Origin of the sequence: Nocardia sp. NPDC003269 (assembly GCF_042888005.1) — a bacterium.
GTDB lineage: Bacteria > Actinomycetota > Actinomycetes > Mycobacteriales > Mycobacteriaceae > Nocardia.
The window spans coordinates 1,823,431-1,839,134 of the sequence record NZ_JBIAPA010000002.1 but is presented as its reverse complement, the minus strand read 5'-3'; the positions used below and the strand labels follow the sequence as shown (position 1 = coordinate 1,839,134).

Here is a 15,704-nt window from a genome sequence, read left to right as displayed (position 1 = left end):
CTCCGGAGGGATTCTCATGCCCAACGACACTCTGATCGTGCCGGTCGAGGTGGCGGCGTTCGCGGTGAACGCCCGGACCCGCGACGCCGACGGCAGCTATGTCATCCAGCGCTGGATCTCGAATTTCGTTCCGTTCGTCGACGACAACGCCGCACCGGAACCCGCGCCGTTCGCCGGGTCCGAGACGTGGACGGGCGAGGCGTCTCGACTCGGTGTGTACCTGCACTGGCAGTTGCCCGAGGCGCTGAGCGAGGGTCTGCAAGACGAGGAGACCGGCGAGGTCGGCGATTTCCCGCTGGTGCCCAATCGCTGGCTGGTGGTGCGCCGCTCCGACGGCGGCGTGCGGACCTGGATCGTGCACAGCGACTACCTCGACTCCCGGGAGGGGTCGGTGTCGTATCTCGACCCCACCACCGACACCCCGACCGCCACCAAGATCGGCCGACGGGTCGACCTCACCACCGGGAGCGCGTGGCAGGAGCCGGGCGGCGAGCAGTTCCTCACCGCGGTCGGGCCGGGGCTCCTCACGTTCTCGGTGTTCCAGCCCTACAACAAGAACGTCTTCTCCGTCCACGACACCCTCGACGATCTGTCGCCCGGCACCGACGACCGGCTGAGTTACTTCGTCGCAGGCTGGTATTCAGATCCGGACAGCGACATTCTGACGGTCGGCGACCATGCCGGGGAACGGTTCGCCGACCTGATGTCGCGGCTGGAATGGCAGCTGGCCGCGACCTTCGGTGAGCCGCGGCGCTCGGTCTACACCGGCAGCGCACTCGGCATCGATTGGCGCCCCACCGGCGGGGTGTACCCCTCGGCGAGCCCGCACGCCAACGAGATCGCGGTGGCGATCGGCAACAGCGCGGGCGAGGCGGCGGGGGAACTCCAGGAGCAGTCGGGCGGCTCGAATGCGTTGAGCGAGAAGGATGCTCAGCTCTATCGGGCGTTCGCGCTCGGTGTGCTCGACGAATACGACCGCGCCGACGGCGAGCTGTTCCCCGAACGCGCGGCCCACGATTCCGGCTTCGGGCCGGTGCCGGGCGGGTTCGTGTGGCGCAGTGTCGACCGCGCCGGCGAGGAGGCGCGGGCCGCGCTGTCGGAGTCCGAACGCGCCGCCGACCAGCGCCTCGCCGCCGAGGTCACCGCCGATCTGAACGGCCGCCAACGCGAGCTCGACGGCCTCGAGCGCGAGCTCGCCGGCGCACAGCAGCGGCTCTACGTCCTGTGGGCGCTGTCGTGCGACCCGAATCCGCCGCAGGATTACGCGCCGGGCATCCTCCGGCAGCTCGACCCGGCGCGGGAGAATTCGGTGGCCTGGCGGGTGACTCAGCTGTCCGGCCAGGTGGCGGCGCTGCGGGACGACATCCCGTGGGACACCACGGCCGACGGGCTGGCCGCCAAGGCGCGCGCGTACGCCGCCGAACACGGTTTGCGCACCGGCCTCGAGTTGCAGCGTGTGCCCCTGGCTCCGTTCGAACAGCACGCCGACCCGGTGCTGATGCTGCAGGGCGCGAACCTGAGCGCTCCGCTGACCCGCGGCTCCGACCTGCCGTGCCGGGTCGAGGAGCGACTCGTCACCGAGATCGGCGCCATCACCGCCGATACGGTGGCCGCGGAGGTCGCGGAGGTGAACGTCACCGGCCTGCCCGGGCCGATGGCGAAGCTGGTCACCGAGTTCCTCATCATCGACCAGGCTCGCAAAACCGGTGCGAGCCTGACCGATCCGACCGGGACACTGCCGGAGTACGGCACCGGCCCGTGGGCGCAGCCGTGGCAGCCGCTGTATCTGCAGTGGGAGGTCGAGTACACCGCCATCCCGTTCGTCGAAGCAGGTCAGGAACGCTTCTCCTTCGACGGCGACTACTACCGATGGGAGGGCGAGGGCACCCTGCGGCCCGCCGTCACCCTCAGCGGCCGCCAGGTCCTCATGCCCACCAGTGGCTACGACCAGGACGGACAGCTCGACAGCTACGCCGACGGCCGCACCGACCTGCGCGCCGACCTGCTGGCCGCCCTGCGTGAGCAACTGAACAACCTGGACCAGCTCTCGCAACGCCTCGACGGGCTCAGTACGGCCGTCGGACAGCGTCTTTCGATGGTCAACCGAGCTCCCACCGGCGATCTCGCCGGATTGATCGGCACCGGTGTCGGAGCATCGCCGGATGGCGGCGGACGGCCGGTCTTCGATTGGGACGACTGGCCGGAGTCCGACTTCCAGGAATTGCGCTCCGGGCAGCTGCTGTTCATCCGGCTGTCGGTGGTGGACCGATTCGGCCGCGCGGTCGATCTCATCGACAATCCACTGTATTTCGATCAGCTGCGCAAGCCCGAATACATGACGCCGAAGCACGCCGTCGGCGAGGTCCAAGTCGACCGTTACGTGGAGCTCGGGCCCCGGCTCCTGCAACCGGCCCGGCTGCGCTTCGACTTCCTGTCCGCACGGTCCGACGACGACGCCGAACTCATCCCCGGCGCGAATCCGGTGTGCGCGTGGCTGATCCACAACCGGCTGGATCGCGCCATCGCCGTCTACGATCCCGAGGGCCGTGCGCTCGGCGATCTGCGGCGGGTGCTGTCGCCGTCCGGCGGGCAGATCGTCGCCTGGACCGCGCTGCCCGGCTCCCCGGTCGCCGAATTCGACGATCTGGCAGCGGAATACCCGCACGCCCACCGCTACCTGGCGGTGATCGTGCAGAAGGGCCCCGATGTCCTCGACGCCGTCCGCGACCTGATCGACCGAACCCTCGCCTCCATCGACCCCGACGGTCCGGAGGACTACAGCCTCGGCTTCCTGCTCGGCCGTCCGCTGGCCCTGGTGCGCGCCCGGCTCGACCTGGAGCTGTGCGGGCCGGTCCGTACCGATGTCACCTGGCCGCGGGTGGTGAATCCGCCCGCACCGCAGATGCCCTCCTACCGGTGGAATGTGCGCCTGGGCGAGGCGAGGCAAACCGACGACGGACTCATCGGCTGCGTCATCGACGACGACTACGAGCATTTCGAGACCGTCCTGGACGATCCGGCCGCATCGGGCGGATACCTGCGACCCATCGATATCGGCGAGCGTCTGAAGCTGGCGTTCGACGGCGACAGCAACGCCACCGTGACCCTGCTACTCGACCCCCGTGCCGCCGTGCACGCCACCACCGACATCCTCCCGGTGTCCTCGGTCGTTGTGCCGCAACGGTTCACCGACACGGCGCTGGCCGCCATGGCGGTGAACTTCCGTGCGGGCCCGCTGCTGATCGCCCGCACCGAAGCGGGCGCGGTCACGCTCCCCCAGCCCACCACCGCCACCGGCACGTGGTCGTGGACCGAGGCCGTCGGCGCGGAATGGTCCGAGTTCCCGATCGTCGTGCCGGACCCGGCCTCGCTGCCGGTCGGTATCGATCCCGAGATTCGTTCCGGTTTCCTGGTTCTCGAGGACGCCGCCCAGTACAGCCGTACCAGCAACGAGCGAGGAGCACGGTGATGACGATTGTCCAGGGATATCACGCGACCGGGACCGAACAGGCCACCAGCGGCACACCGCTGTATTTCGAGCTGAACACCGATCCGGATCCGGTGCGCATCTCACCGTCCAGCGGCGATCCGGAACGCGCCGATTTCGTGGTGGTCGGCAGTCGCCGCGGCGGACAGGCGATCGCCTGCCGCAAGATCACCATCGCCGTGCCGACCGGACCCAACGCCAGCGATCTGACACCGGATATCACCAGCATCGCCCCACAGATCAGCTTGAAGGACTGGACGCCACGCACGGACCCGACGGCGAAGACGATCACCTTCACGCCGACGGCGGAATACACCGTCATCGGGCGCGACGAGGGCGTCACGATCCAGTTGATGGACGCGCGCATCAACTCCGTGGTCGGGAGCACGGTGCTGGTCATCGCGATGGAGTGGCGGGAGGTCGACGGCGACGGCGTCTGGGAGACCGGGAGCATCGCGATCAATGTCGGCAAGTTCCCGCCCGACTTCGTGCTCGAGAACTTCACCGCCGATCAGCTGATCATCGACAACGGTGACTCCGTGCGGCTGACCTGGGAGGCCGGCGGTGTGTCGTCGCTGAAACTGCTCTACGACGTCGCCGAGATCGACGTCACGAACAAGGCCACCTACACGGCGCCGAATATCACGCGCACGACGGTGTTCTACCTGCGGGGGACCGTGCAGGAGGGCAGCGGAACCGTCGAGCGGACGTTGTCGGTCACCGTCACGGTGCGGGTCCCCGACCTGACGGTCCGCCGCCTGACCGTCATCGACGAACTGTGCGTGGGTGGCACTCAGTCCATCGCGCAGAGGAATCTCGGGGTCGACCCGGAGCATCCGCTCGAGCACATGCTCGACGGCTCGCCCGACACCTACTACATGAGTACCGCGCATCAACTCGCGGGATGTCGCCTCATTCTCGACCGGGGAGAATACGCGCCGCCGTTCCACACGATCGAAATCCTCACCGGCACCAGCTCCGGAACCTTTCCGGCGGGCGGGTTCAAGGTGTACGGAGCCCAGACCGACGGCACGAGTGGATGGACCCAGCTGGGCTTCAGCTGGGCTCCAGAGTTCACGTTCACCTCGCCGGACGGTCCACTGGCGTATCGCTATCTCCATGTGACGCTCGAGCACAACGTGACTCACCGGCTCGCGGTTCGCTCGTTCACGGTGAGTCCGGCCGCCGTGCTGCGGCTCGACGCGAAGTGCGCCGACTTCGGCGTGCCGATCAAGGCGCAGCATGGAGTCGACTGAGTTCGGAGGTGACGGGCGAAGTCCGCGCCACGGGTGTGGTGGGGCAACCGTTCAGCGCCCTCCACGCGCGCGGTAGGTCTCCGAGACGACCGCCACCGTCAACGTGACCGTCACGCCGACCACCAGCCACATCCCGCCGAGATGTGGTGCCGCCCAGGCCAGGACCAGCGCGGCCAGCAGGCACGGTAGCGGCCAGCGCAGCAACCAGCGGGGGCCCACGCTGGCCAGCCCGCCCAGTCCGCAGACCAGGAAGAAGGCCGCGGCGCCGCCACCGAGGACCCAGCCGATGCCGGCGGGCAGGTGCCCCGACGGGTGCGCGGCCACCAGGCCGAGGCCGGCCGCGACAGTCGCCACGGTCCCGCTCAGCGCGCAGTGGGTGGCCATCACCCGGTGCCGGGTCACGTCGATCGTGCGGGTCGCGGCGTCCATCATGCGGGGCACGAACCCGTAGTGCAGCGTCAGGCCCCACATGCCGAGCAGGCACAGGAACGCGCACACCCCGATCACCGCGACCGGCACCGTCCACTCCTCCACCGACACCGCCGCGATCACCGAGATCACACCCTCCCCGAGCACGATGATCAGATACTGGCCGAGGCGCTCGCCCAGATGTCCCGGCTCCGCGTGCAGCATCCGCAGTCGCGGCGGCGGGCGGCGCGGCGGACGGGGCGGACCGGGACGGCGACGGCGCAGCCGGGAGCGCACCCGCCGCTGCGCGTCGAGCATCAACCGTTCGGCGTCGACGGTGAACATCACCCACAGATCGATCGCCAGGCCGACGCCCCACAGCACGAACTTCCCCGGCGCGGGCACCCACAGCGAGACCAGCCACGGCAGTGTGCCGGAGCCGATCTGCGCGATCGGCCAGTCCACCACCACCTGGCCGCGCCCCCACGCCGAGGACGACGCGATCCGGACCACCACGTAGATCGCGGCGAAGACGTTCGCGTGGTCCTCGGGCATCCCGTCGACGGCCGCCATCATCACGCACAGGCCGAACATGCAGCCGAACACCAGGGTGGTGCGCGCCTGCTCGCCCGCGACATTGCTGTACACGGTGACGCAGGCCCATACCACCCAGAACGCCAGATACAGCAGCGCGTACAGGCCGAACTCGCCCAGCGACGGACCCCGGTGCAGCAGGTGCGTGAGCTGGCCGATCCCCGCGACGGCGACGAGGTCGAAGAACAGCTCGGTCCAGCTGGCGCGCCGTTCCGCCGTGGTCTGCTCCGGGTGTGCCACCCGGACAGTATGTGGGCGTCGCGGGCCTGCCCCTGGCTACCCGGCGGTCGTGTCGCGGCGCGTGTGCAGTTCCAGCACACAGCACTTCACGCCGCCGCCGCCCTTGCGCAGTTCGGACATGTCGACCGGCACCGGCGCGAATCCGCGGTCCCGGAGGGCGGCGATCAGACCGGTGGCGCCCGGGTCGAGGAAGACGTGGTGCCCGTCGCTGACGCCGTTGAGGCCGAACGACAGCGCGTCGTTCTCGTCGGCCAGGATCGCGTCCGGGTACAGCGCGGCCAGCACATCGCGGGCGGCCTGGCCGAACGCGGCCGGGTAGTAGGCGATGGTGGTGTCGTCGAGGACCATCAGCGCGGTGTCGAGGTGGTAGAACCGCGGATCGACGAGTTCCAGCGACACCACCGGCAGGTCGAAGTACCGCTCGACCTCGGCGTGCGCGGACAGCGAACAGCGGAAACCGACACCGGCCAGGATCCGCTGCCCGGCGAAGGTGAAATCACCCTCGCCCTCGTTGGTCTCGGACGCGGGCGCGAGCGCGCGCAGTTCCCTGGCCGCGAACCAGCGGTGGAACGCCGGACCCTCCGCCGCCCGCTCGGGGTGGGCGAACCGGGCCGAGAGCGCGTGCCCGCCGATCACGATCCCGCTGTTGGCCGCGAACACCATGTCGGGCAGGCCCGGTTCGCCGGGGACGGTCTCCACGGTGTGCCCTTGTTCCTCGAGCACCGCCCGCAGGATCTCCCACTGGGCCAGCGCCCGCGCCCGGTCCACCGGGGCGGCGGGGTCCATCCAGGGATTGATCGCGTAGGCGACCGCGAAGTGGTCGGGCCTGCACATGACATAGCGGCGCGGGGTGGCGACCCGTGCGGGCGCCGGGGCGACCCGCGCGGAGGTGGTGGCGCGAAGGGGGGCTGCGGCGGTCATCAGGACTCCCGGTGGCTGCGCGGATCGACGTGTTGCTACGACGGTAAATGTGCACGCGTTGCACGGGGAACACCGATTCGTTGCGCATTCCGGTGTCAGAATGGAGAAATCTTGCGTCTCATCGGCGAAGGAGTGACGTGGACGATATCGATCGCCGCATCCTGTCGGTCCTGCTCACCCACGCCCGCGCCTCGTTCCAGGAGATCGGCGCGGTGGTCGGGTTGTCGGCGCCCGCGGTGAAGCGGCGGGTGGACAAGATGGTGGCCAGCGGGCAGATCACCGGGTTCACCGCGCAGGTGAATCCCGCGGCGCTGGGCTGGACCACCGAGGCCTATGTGGAGGTGTACTACCGCGACAACATCTCCCCCGCCGAACTGCGCCGCACCCTGGAACCGATTCCGCAGGTCGTCGGCGTGTGGACGATCGCGGGCGAGGCCGACGCGCTGGTGCACGTGATGGCCACCGACATGGCCGAGATCGAGGTGACGGTCGAGCGGATCAGGGAGAACGCGCGCGTCGGCCGCACCCGCAGCTCGCTGGTGATGTCGCGCATCCTCGAGCGGCCGCGCACCTGAGCCACCGCGGCGGAAACGCCGCCGGACACAGGTTCTAGGGTGGTCGGCATGTCCGACGTGCGTACCAGCTACCTCACCGACGGGGCCGAGATCTATCGGCGCTCGTTCGCGACGATCCGCGCCGAAGCCGAGCTGGCCGGTTTCCCGGCCGATATCGAGCGGGTCGCGGTGCGCATGATCCACGGTTGCGGGCAGGTCGACCTGGCCGGCGACATCGCCTACTCCCCCGGCGTGGTCGCCGCGGCCCGCGCCGCCCTGCGCGCGGGCAAGCCGATCATCTGCGACGCGAACATGGTCGCCGCCGGCGTCACCCGCAAGCGGCTGCCCGCCGACAACGCGGTGCTGTGCAACCTCACCGACCCGCGGGTGCCCGCGCTGGCCGCCGAGCTGGGCAACACCCGGTCGGTGGCCGCGCTGGAACTGCTGCGCGATCAGCTCGACGGCGCCGTGGTCGCCATCGGCAACGCGCCCACCGCGCTGTTCCACCTGCTCGACATGCTCGACGCGGGCGCCCCCACGCCCGCCGCGATCATCGGCATCCCGGTCGGCTTCATCGGCGCCGCCGAATCCAAGCAGGCGCTGATCGACTTCGGCGGGGTCGAGTACCTCACCGTGCGCGGCCGCCGCGGCGGCAGCGCGATCACCGCCTCGGCCCTCAACGCGATCGCGAGCGAACAGGAATGAGCGAGATCAGCACCGGCAAACTGTGGGGCATCGGCCTCGGCCCCGGCGATCCGGAACTGGTGACGGTGAAGGCGGCCCGCCTGATCACCGCCGCCGACGTGGTGGCCTTCCACAGCGCCCGGCACGGGCGCAGCATCTCGCGCGGGATCGCCGAGCCGTACCTGCGCGCCGGCCAGATCGAGGAGCACCTGGTCTACCCGGTGACCACCGAGACCACCGATCATCCCGGCGGCTACCAGGGCGCGATCGACGAGTTCTACGAGCAGGCCGCGGCCCGGCTCGCCGTGCACCTGGCGGCGGGGCGCTCGGTCGCCCTGCTGGCCGCCGGTGACCCGCTGTTCTACAGCTCCTACATGCACATGCATCGCCGGCTGGCCGACCGGTTCGAGGCCGAGATCGTCCCCGGGATCACCTCCGTCAGCGCGGCCTCGGCGGCGCTGGGCACGCCGCTGGTCGAGGGCGAGCAGGTACTCACCGTGCTCCCCGGCACCATGCCGGTCGAGGAGCTCACCCGTCGCCTGCGCGATACCGACGCCGCGGCGATCATGAAGCTCGGCCGCACCTATCCCGGTGTGCGCCAGGCACTCTCGGACGCGGGGCGGCTCGACGACGCCTACTATGTCGAGCGCGCGAGCAGCACCCGCGAACGGGTGCTGGCCGCCGCCGACGTCGACGAGGCCGACGTGCCCTACTTCGCGATCACCCTGGTGCCCGGCCCGAAGCCGACCACCCCGATCGTCGCCAGGGACAGGGCCGCGGCCGCCGCCGAGTCCCCGGCCGAGCCGGTCACCCCGGGCGAGGTCGTCGTGGTCGGGCTCGGCCCCGGCGACACCGCCTGGACGACGCCGGAGGTCACCGCCGCGCTGGCCGAGGCCACCGATCTCGTCGGCTACACCACCTACATCGACCGCGTGCCCGCCCGTGCGGGACAGCGCAGGCACGCCAGCGACAACAAGGTCGAGTCCGAACGGGCCGCCATGGCACTGGATCTGGCCAAGCGGGGCGCCAGGGTCGCGGTCGTGTCCTCGGGTGATCCCGGGGTGTTCGCGATGGCCGCCGCGGTGCTCGAGGTGTCGGCCGAGCCGCAGTTCGCGCAGGTGCCGGTGCGGGTGCTGCCCGGCCTCACCGCCGCCAACGCGGTCGCCAGCCGGGTGGGCGCGCCGCTCGGGCACGACTACGCGATGATCTCGCTCTCCGACCGGCTCAAGCCGTGGGACGTTGTCGCCCAGCGCCTTTCGGCTGTCGCCGCCGCCGATATGGCGATCGCCGTCTACAACCCGGCCTCGTCGCAGCGCCGCTGGCAGATCGGCGCCATGCGCGATGTGCTGCTGGCGCACCGCGCGCCGGAGACGCCGGTGGTGCTCGGCCGCGATGTCGGCGGGCCGACCGAATCGGTCCGGGTGATCACCCTCGGCGAGCTCGATCCGGACGAGGTCGACATGCGGACGCTGCTGATCATCGGCTCGTCCACCACCGCCGCGTTCCAGACCAGCGAGGGCACCCGCGTGTTCACCTCGCGGCGGTACAGCACGACGGTCTAGCCCGCGCGATCCGCCACGAGGACACCCCGAGGTCAGCCGGATCCGGGGTGTCCGGTGGCACACTGGGGTGCGGCGGGCCCGGCCCGCCATGGCACAGCGTGACATCTCGTTTCCTGGTTCGATTCCCCAACGCGTCCTCGTGGACGATGAAAGGACTCACCACGATGAGAGTTCAGCACCACGCACGTCGCTCCGCCCGCTCCATCTCGTTACGCCGCGCGCTGGCGGCAGGGTTGATGGCCGCCCTGGTCGTTCCCGCCGTCGCGTCGGCGCAGCCCGCACCACCGATTCCCGGCGCCCCCGCGCTGCCCGGCGCACCGGGTGCTTCCGCGGAGCCCGCGGCTCCCGCCGCCCCCGGCCTGCCGGGCCTTCCGGGTCTGCCCGGCGCGCCCGCGTCACCGATCGCGGAGTCCCTCACACTGGCGGTCACGAACGCCGACGGGGCGAGCTTCCCGGTCACCGTCGACGCGGCGGCGCAGGTCGACGCGTTGAAGGCGCTCGTCGCGGAGCAGACCGGCATCCCCGCCGAGCAGCAGCGACTGCTGGTCGACGGTGACGTCGAGCTCGCCGACGGCACCCCGCTCGCGCAGTACCAGCTCGGCGACGGCGACACCGTCACCCTCGCCCTGCGCTGATCGACCCGCGCGGCGGTGGCCCCGCCCGGGCCACCGCCGCGCCGGGCGAACACACCGCAACACCTCCGGTCTTGGTGGACAGCGCACCCAGGCGTAACATTCCACTTAGGAATGTCGTTCGAAGGGAGTTGACCGTTGACCGATACCGCGACTCGACGCCGCCCGCTGAACTCCACCGCGGCCTCACTGCTGGGGTTCCTGCACGAGGGCCCGATGTCGGGCTGGGATCTCGCGACCCAGGCCCAGCAACGGATCGGCGACTTCTGGACGATCACCCAGAGCCAGGTGTATCGCGAGCTGACCGCCATGGACGCCGCGGGCCTGGTGACCAAGGGCGAACGGGGCGCCAGGGAGCGCACGCCCTACCGGATCACCGACACCGGCCGCGAGGCCTTCGCCGAGTGGATCGCCCGCGATCCCGGCGCCGAGACGATCCGGGTACCGCTGCTGCTCACCCTCTCCTTCGGCGAACACCTCGACCCGGCGCATCGCGACCGGATCATCGCCGCCAACAAGAACATCCACCAGGACCGGCTCGACCGCTACCTCGACGAGGACCCGACCGCGCTCGCGCCCCATCAGCGCGCCACCCTCGAATTCGGCATCGCCTACGAACGGGCGGTACTGCACTGGTTCGACCAGCTGCCCCGCATCTTCACGGGGCCGCGACCGCAGTGAGCAGCTCAGCGCACCCGGGGTGAGGCCGCGTCGTGCAGCCAGTCCACCGCGGCGCCGACCTCGTCGACGGTCACCGCGCCGACCGGCAGCGGCGGCCGATCGATCATCACCACCGGCAGGCCCGCGGTGCGGGCCGCGAAGATCTTCGCCTCCGTCTGCGCACCGCCGCTGTTCTTGGTCACCAGCACGTCGATCCGGTGCCGTGACATCAGCACCAGCTCGTCGTCGAAGGTGAACGGTCCTCGCGCCAGCAGCAGTTCGTAGCGCGGGGGCAGTGGCGCGGCGGGCGCGTCGATCGAGCGGATGACGAACCGGTGCCGCCCGCAGCCCGCGAACGCGCCGACCCCCTGCCTGCCGATGGTGAGCAGCACCCGCTCACCATGGGCGGCCAGGGCGGCGGCCGCCGACGACAGGTCGGGCACCCGCGTCCACAGGTCACCGCGGCGCTGCACCCACTCGGGTCGCCGCAGGTGCAGCGCGGGGATGCCCAGATCGTCCGCGGCGGTCGCCGCGTGGGAGGTGACCTGCGCGGCGAAGGGATGAGTCGCGTCCACGACGGCATCGATCGCGTTCTCACGCAGCCAGGTTCGGAGGCCCTCGACACCACCGAACCCGCCTACGCGGACTGGACCCACAGGCAGCCGCGGCTGCGCGACCCGCCCGGCGAGGGAGGACACGATGTCGAGTCCCCGTTCACCGGACGCGATCCGCGCCAGCTCCCGAGCTTCGCCCGTGCCGCCGAGGATCAGGACCCTCAGGGCTGCCCGCTGACATCGGCCCAACCTGCGGCGACCGGCGACGCGCCGACCGCGATGAACTTCGTGTACTTCATGTAACTCCCCATCATGGAAAAATCGAACCGGCGGGATTTACCCGGAACGGCCCCGACCCTACCCTCGAGGCACGCTTCTTACACGTTCGGTTCGTAACTTTCATGGCATCAGGACCCAGCATGAACGATTTCACCGTGATCTGCGCGTGATTTGTCCGTGATCGAAGAATCGCGCTAACCAGCGGGTTTTGTGACGATCCACTGGGCGACCGGGAGGTGTGGCCGCCACGCGGTGAACCTGCCGAGCGGTTCACCCCGGTAGATCTGGAATTTTCGCAGCGTGCCGCCGTGGGTGGCGGTCCAGTCCAGCAGCTGCGCTTCCGATTCCGCGGTGACCGCGTTGGCGACCAGGCGACCGCCCGGGCGCAGCCGCTGCCAGCACTGGTCGAACACACCGTCCTGGGTGAGCCCGCCGCCGAGAAATATCGCGTCCGGCGCCGCCAATTCGCTCTCGGCAAACTCCGAGCGCACCTCGCCCCTGACCGTTATTCCCGGAACGCCCAGCGCGGCGGCATTGACGGTGATCTGCTCGCGGCGCGCGGGCAGCCGTTCGAAGGTGACCGCACGGCACTGCGGATGGGTGCGGCACCATTCGATCGCGATGCTGCCGGACCCGCCGCCGACATCCCACAGCGTCTCGCCGGGCGCCGGGGCCAGCGCGGTGACCGTCAGGGCCCGGACCTCGGCTTTGGTGAGCTGACCGTCGCCGGTGAAGGCGGTGTCGGCCAGGCCGGGCAGCCGGGTGTCGCGGCGGCCGCCGGCTTCGGCGACACAGTCGATCGCGACGACGTTGAGCGGGTCGCCGTGCGGGTGCGCCCAGCGCGCCGCGGTGCCGGTGCGCTCGCGTTCGGCGGGCCCACCGAGCTGTTCGAGCACGGTGAGCGTGGACGCGCCGAACCCGTTGTCGCGCAACAATCGCGCCAGCAGGTGCGGCGTCGACTCGTCCTCGCTGAGCACCAGCAGCCTGCGGCCGTCGGCCAGTTCGGGCAGCACGGTGGGCAACGGGCGGGCAACCACGCTCACCACCGGGACCTCGGCCAGCGGCCAGCCCAGCCGCGCGCACGCCAGCGACACCGAGGACGGCTGCGGGAACACCCGCAGCGCCCGCGCACCGAAGCGACGGGCCAGGGTGACGCCGATGCCGTAGAACATGGGGTCGCCGCTGGCCAGCACCCCGATGCGCCGACCGGCGTTGCGCGCGAACAACTCCGGCAGCGCGGGCAGGAGCGGACTCGGCCACGGCACCGATTCGGCGTCGCTGTCCGGGAGCAGCGCCAGCTGGCGCGGCGACCCGAAGACGATCTCGCACGCCCCGATCGCGGCGCGGGCCGGCTCGCCGAGCCCGGACCAGCCGTCGGCACCGATCCCGAGGACGACGATCGGATGCCCCGACCAGGCCGCGTCGGTCACCGCGGCATCCGGCGCCACACGAACTGCGGCAGCAGCCGCATCACGAAGAACATCACGGCGATCCTGCCAGGCACGGCGACGTAGGTCTTGCCGCGGCCGAGGGCCCGCACGACGGCGTCGGCGACCTGGCCGGGCGTGCTGGACATCGGCGCGGGATCCATGCCGGTGGTCATCCGGCCGATCACGAACCCGGACCGGACCAGCAGCAGCTGGACACCGGTGCCGTGCAGGGCGTCCCCGAGCCCCTTCGCGAAGCCGTCGAGCCCCGCCTTCGCCGAACCGTAGACGTAGTTGGCCCGGCGCACCCGCACCCCGGCGATCGAGCTGAACACGACGATCTGCCCGGCGTCCTGGGCCCGCAGCAGGGTCGCCAGCGTCGTCAGGACACTGACCTGGGCGACGTAGTCGGTGTGCACGACCGCGACCGCGTGGGCCGGATCGTGTTCGGCGCGCGCCTGATCGCCGAGGACGCCGAAGGCCACCACCGCGGTGCCGATGCCGCCGTGCTCGGCGGCGATCTTCTCCAGCAGGGGCGCGTGCGTGGCGGTGTCGTCGGCGTCGAATTCCACGGTGTGCACGGCGGTCGCGCCCGCGGCGCGCACCTGCTCGATCTCGGCGTCCAGCGCGCCGGACCGGCGGGCGGCCAGGATCACCACGCGTCCGGGCGCCAGTCGGCGCGCCACCTCGACCCCGATCTCACTGCGTCCGCCCAGGACCAGCACCGGTCCGTCGTTCTGCTGCTCTGCCATGGGATCAGTCTGTCATCCGGCGCCGGACGGGGAATTCGGGTGTCGAGGGCCGAAACCCGCGCGATCGGCGGCCCGTCGTCCGGGCTACCGTTTCCCGCATGCCGACCGCCACCACACCGCTGTCCCCCGCCGCCCTCGACTTCGTCACCGAGCGGCATCTGGCCACCCTGACGACCCTGCGCGCCGACGGCACACCGCACGTGGTCGCGGTGGGGTTCACCTGGGATGCCGAGAGCGGGATCGCCCGGGTCATCACCGACGGCGCCTCGGTGAAGGCGCGCAACGCGGCGCGCGGCGGGTACGCGGCCGTGAGTCAGGTCGAAGGGCCGCGCTGGCTCACCCTCGAAGGGCCGGCCACCGTGCTCACCGAGGCCGACGACGTGGCCGAGGCCGTGCGCCGCTACACCGCCCGCTACCGGGTGCCGCGAGAAAACCCGACGCGGGTCGTCGTCGCGATCCAGGTGCGCCGGGTGCTCTCGTCGAGCACGCTGAAGTAGGTCCGGCTACAGGACCGTCAGACCGTGCGGCCGGTTGTTCATCGACTCGGCGCCGTCGGCGGTGACGACCACGATGTCCTCGATCCGGGCGCCCCACTTCCCGCGGAAGTAGATGCCGGGTTCGATGCTGAACGCCATGCCCGGCTCGAGCACCAGGTCGTTGCCCGCCACGATGTAGGGCTCCTCGTGCACCGACAGGCCGATGCCGTGGCCGGTGCGGTGTACGAAGGCGTCGCCGAGGCCCGCGTCGGCCAGCACGGTGCGCGCGGCGGCGTCGATGGACTCCGCGGTCACCCCGGGGCGGACCGCGGCCACCGCGGCGGCCTGGGCCGCCTCCAGCAGGGCCATCTGCTCGGCCACCTGCGTGCTCGGCGACCCGAGCACGTAGGTGCGGGTGGAGTCGGAGTAGTAGCCGGGTTCGACGGGGCCGCCGATGTCGATGACGACCACGTCGCCGGATTCCACGACCCGGTCGGAGACCCCGTGGTGCGGGTCGGCGCCGTGCGGGCCGCTGCCGACGATGACGAACGCCGCCTCGGTGTGGCCCTCCTCGACGATGGCGGCGGCGATATCCGCGCCGACCTCGGCCTCGGTCCGGCCCGGCCGCAGGAATTCGCCCATCCTGGCGTGCACCCGGTCGATGGCGGCGCCCGCCCGGCGCAGCGCCTCGATCTCGGCCTCGTCCTTGATCATCCGCGACTGCCGCAGCACCGGGGTCGCCGACGCGGGCAAGCCGGTGGTCGACTCGGCGAGCGGGATCAGGTGCAGGGCGGGCATGGCGTCGGCGACGGCGATGCGCGAGCCTGCGTGCAGGGTCGAGCGCACCAGCTGATACGGGTCGACGCCGTCGACCCAGTCCAGGACCTGCAGGCCGAGTTCGCCCGCCGCCGATCCGTCCAGCGAGGCCAGCTCGAGTTTCGGGATCACCACCGAGGGCGTGGCGCCGTCGGCGGGGATCACCAGGCAGGTGAGCCGCTCGAAGGATTCGGCGGCCGATCCGATGAGATATCGCAGATCGGGGCCGGGGGTGATGAGCAGGGCGTCCAGATGCGCCGCGCGCATCAGTTCGACCGCCCGCTCCAGCCGCTGACCGTAGACATTCGCCGCGAACCTGGCATCCGTGTGCGCGCTCATAGGGTCCGACGTTACCCGCCACGGGCGCACGGGCCCAGGACACGTGATCTCCCCGCGACCGGA

Annotated in this window: 14 protein-coding genes; 8 read left to right on the top strand and 6 right to left on the bottom strand. The window is 70.9% G+C overall.

The annotated features are described in order from the left end of the window. Window positions 1-16: 16 nt before the first annotated feature. Both ACFYWJ_RS18890 and ACFYWJ_RS18885 read left to right on the top strand, forming a co-directional pair. Window positions 17-3,469: a hypothetical protein gene (locus ACFYWJ_RS18890; protein ID WP_355284582.1), complete on the top strand. Its 3,453-nt coding sequence runs from the start codon at window positions 17-19 to the stop codon at window positions 3,467-3,469. After that, window positions 3,469-4,743 carry a hypothetical protein gene (locus ACFYWJ_RS18885; protein WP_355284585.1) on the top strand — a complete coding sequence of 425 codons (1,275 nt, stop codon included), beginning with the start codon at window positions 3,469-3,471 and terminating at the stop codon, window positions 4,741-4,743. Before ACFYWJ_RS18890 ends, ACFYWJ_RS18885 begins: the two co-directional genes overlap by 1 nt. 51 nt (window positions 4,744-4,794) lie before the next feature. Here the strand turns inward: ACFYWJ_RS18885 and ACFYWJ_RS18880 are convergent, their stop codons facing one another. Both ACFYWJ_RS18880 and ddaH read right to left on the bottom strand, forming a co-directional pair. Next, window positions 4,795-5,985, bottom strand: coding sequence for a low temperature requirement protein A (locus tag ACFYWJ_RS18880; RefSeq protein ID WP_355284587.1), 1,191 nt, complete (start codon window positions 5,983-5,985; stop codon window positions 4,795-4,797). A gap of 36 nt (window positions 5,986-6,021) precedes the next feature. After that, window positions 6,022-6,906, bottom strand: coding sequence for a dimethylargininase (gene ddaH, locus ACFYWJ_RS18875; RefSeq protein ID WP_355284590.1), 885 nt, complete (start codon window positions 6,904-6,906; stop codon window positions 6,022-6,024). A gap of 137 nt (window positions 6,907-7,043) precedes the next feature. Between ddaH and ACFYWJ_RS18870 the strand changes: the two genes are divergently transcribed. The 5 genes from ACFYWJ_RS18870 to ACFYWJ_RS18850 all read left to right on the top strand — a co-directional run bounded on the left by ACFYWJ_RS18870 (window position 7,044) and on the right by ACFYWJ_RS18850 (window position 11,019). Next, on the top strand, window positions 7,044-7,481 hold the full coding sequence (locus tag ACFYWJ_RS18870; protein WP_218718291.1) for an Lrp/AsnC family transcriptional regulator: 438 nt from the start codon (window positions 7,044-7,046) through the stop codon (window positions 7,479-7,481). A 48-nt stretch (window positions 7,482-7,529) separates the two neighbouring features. After that, window positions 7,530-8,165, top strand: a complete 636-nt coding sequence (locus tag ACFYWJ_RS18865; RefSeq protein WP_355284594.1) for a precorrin-8X methylmutase — start codon at window positions 7,530-7,532, stop codon at window positions 8,163-8,165. Further along, entirely contained in the window at window positions 8,162-9,706 is a 1,545-nt protein-coding gene (locus tag ACFYWJ_RS18860; RefSeq protein WP_355284597.1) for a precorrin-2 C(20)-methyltransferase, read from the top strand. Before ACFYWJ_RS18865 ends, ACFYWJ_RS18860 begins: the two co-directional genes overlap by 4 nt. Before the next feature lie 164 nt (window positions 9,707-9,870). Continuing rightward, a complete protein-coding gene (locus ACFYWJ_RS18855) occupies window positions 9,871-10,341 on the top strand; it encodes a ubiquitin-like domain-containing protein (protein WP_355284600.1) in 471 nt (156 codons plus the stop codon). 135 nt (window positions 10,342-10,476) lie between these two features. After that, a complete protein-coding gene (locus ACFYWJ_RS18850) occupies window positions 10,477-11,019 on the top strand; it encodes a PadR family transcriptional regulator (RefSeq protein ID WP_355275465.1) in 543 nt (180 codons plus the stop codon). 5 nt (window positions 11,020-11,024) lie between these two features. Here ACFYWJ_RS18850 and ACFYWJ_RS18845 read toward each other — a convergent pair whose 3' ends face one another. The 3 genes from ACFYWJ_RS18845 to ACFYWJ_RS18835 form a co-directional block, all read right to left on the bottom strand. After that, window positions 11,025-11,777 carry a cobalt-precorrin-6A reductase gene (locus ACFYWJ_RS18845; RefSeq protein ID WP_355275995.1) on the bottom strand — a complete coding sequence of 251 codons (753 nt, stop codon included), beginning with the start codon at window positions 11,775-11,777 and terminating at the stop codon, window positions 11,025-11,027. Window positions 11,778-12,025: 248 nt separating this feature from the next. Next, window positions 12,026-13,279 carry a precorrin-6y C5,15-methyltransferase (decarboxylating) subunit CbiE gene (gene cbiE, locus ACFYWJ_RS18840; protein ID WP_355275467.1) on the bottom strand — a complete coding sequence of 418 codons (1,254 nt, stop codon included), beginning with the start codon at window positions 13,277-13,279 and terminating at the stop codon, window positions 12,026-12,028. Continuing rightward, window positions 13,258-14,010 carry an SDR family NAD(P)-dependent oxidoreductase gene (locus ACFYWJ_RS18835; protein ID WP_355275468.1) on the bottom strand — a complete coding sequence of 251 codons (753 nt, stop codon included), beginning with the start codon at window positions 14,008-14,010 and terminating at the stop codon, window positions 13,258-13,260. The genes cbiE and ACFYWJ_RS18835 overlap by 22 nt, the downstream gene beginning before the upstream one ends. A gap of 98 nt (window positions 14,011-14,108) precedes the next feature. Between ACFYWJ_RS18835 and ACFYWJ_RS18830 the strand changes: the two genes are divergently transcribed. Further along, window positions 14,109-14,507: a TIGR03618 family F420-dependent PPOX class oxidoreductase gene (locus tag ACFYWJ_RS18830; protein WP_355275469.1), complete on the top strand. Its 399-nt coding sequence runs from the start codon at window positions 14,109-14,111 to the stop codon at window positions 14,505-14,507. Window positions 14,508-14,513: 6 nt separating this feature from the next. Here the strand turns inward: ACFYWJ_RS18830 and ACFYWJ_RS18825 are convergent, their stop codons facing one another. Further along, a complete protein-coding gene (locus ACFYWJ_RS18825) occupies window positions 14,514-15,641 on the bottom strand; it encodes a Xaa-Pro peptidase family protein (protein WP_355275470.1) in 1,128 nt (375 codons plus the stop codon). Between the last annotated feature and the right edge of the window lie 63 nt (window positions 15,642-15,704).

Coding starts and splice junctions, on each gene's coding strand:
- ACFYWJ_RS18890 (WP_355284582.1), top strand. CDS start 17: ATGCCCAACGACACTCTGATCGTGCCGGTCGAGGTGGCGGCGTTCGCG.
- ACFYWJ_RS18885 (WP_355284585.1), top strand. CDS start 3,469: ATGACGATTGTCCAGGGATATCACGCGACCGGGACCGAACAGGCCACC.
- ddaH (WP_355284590.1), bottom strand. CDS start 6,906: ATGACCGCCGCAGCCCCCCTTCGCGCCACCACCTCCGCGCGGGTCGCC.
- ACFYWJ_RS18865 (WP_355284594.1), top strand. CDS start 7,530: ATGTCCGACGTGCGTACCAGCTACCTCACCGACGGGGCCGAGATCTAT.
- ACFYWJ_RS18860 (WP_355284597.1), top strand. CDS start 8,162: ATGAGCGAGATCAGCACCGGCAAACTGTGGGGCATCGGCCTCGGCCCC.
- ACFYWJ_RS18855 (WP_355284600.1), top strand. CDS start 9,871: ATGAGAGTTCAGCACCACGCACGTCGCTCCGCCCGCTCCATCTCGTTA.
- ACFYWJ_RS18835 (WP_355275468.1), bottom strand. CDS start 14,010: ATGGCAGAGCAGCAGAACGACGGACCGGTGCTGGTCCTGGGCGGACGC.
- ACFYWJ_RS18830 (WP_355275469.1), top strand. CDS start 14,109: ATGCCGACCGCCACCACACCGCTGTCCCCCGCCGCCCTCGACTTCGTC.
- ACFYWJ_RS18825 (WP_355275470.1), bottom strand. CDS start 15,641: ATGAGCGCGCACACGGATGCCAGGTTCGCGGCGAATGTCTACGGTCAG.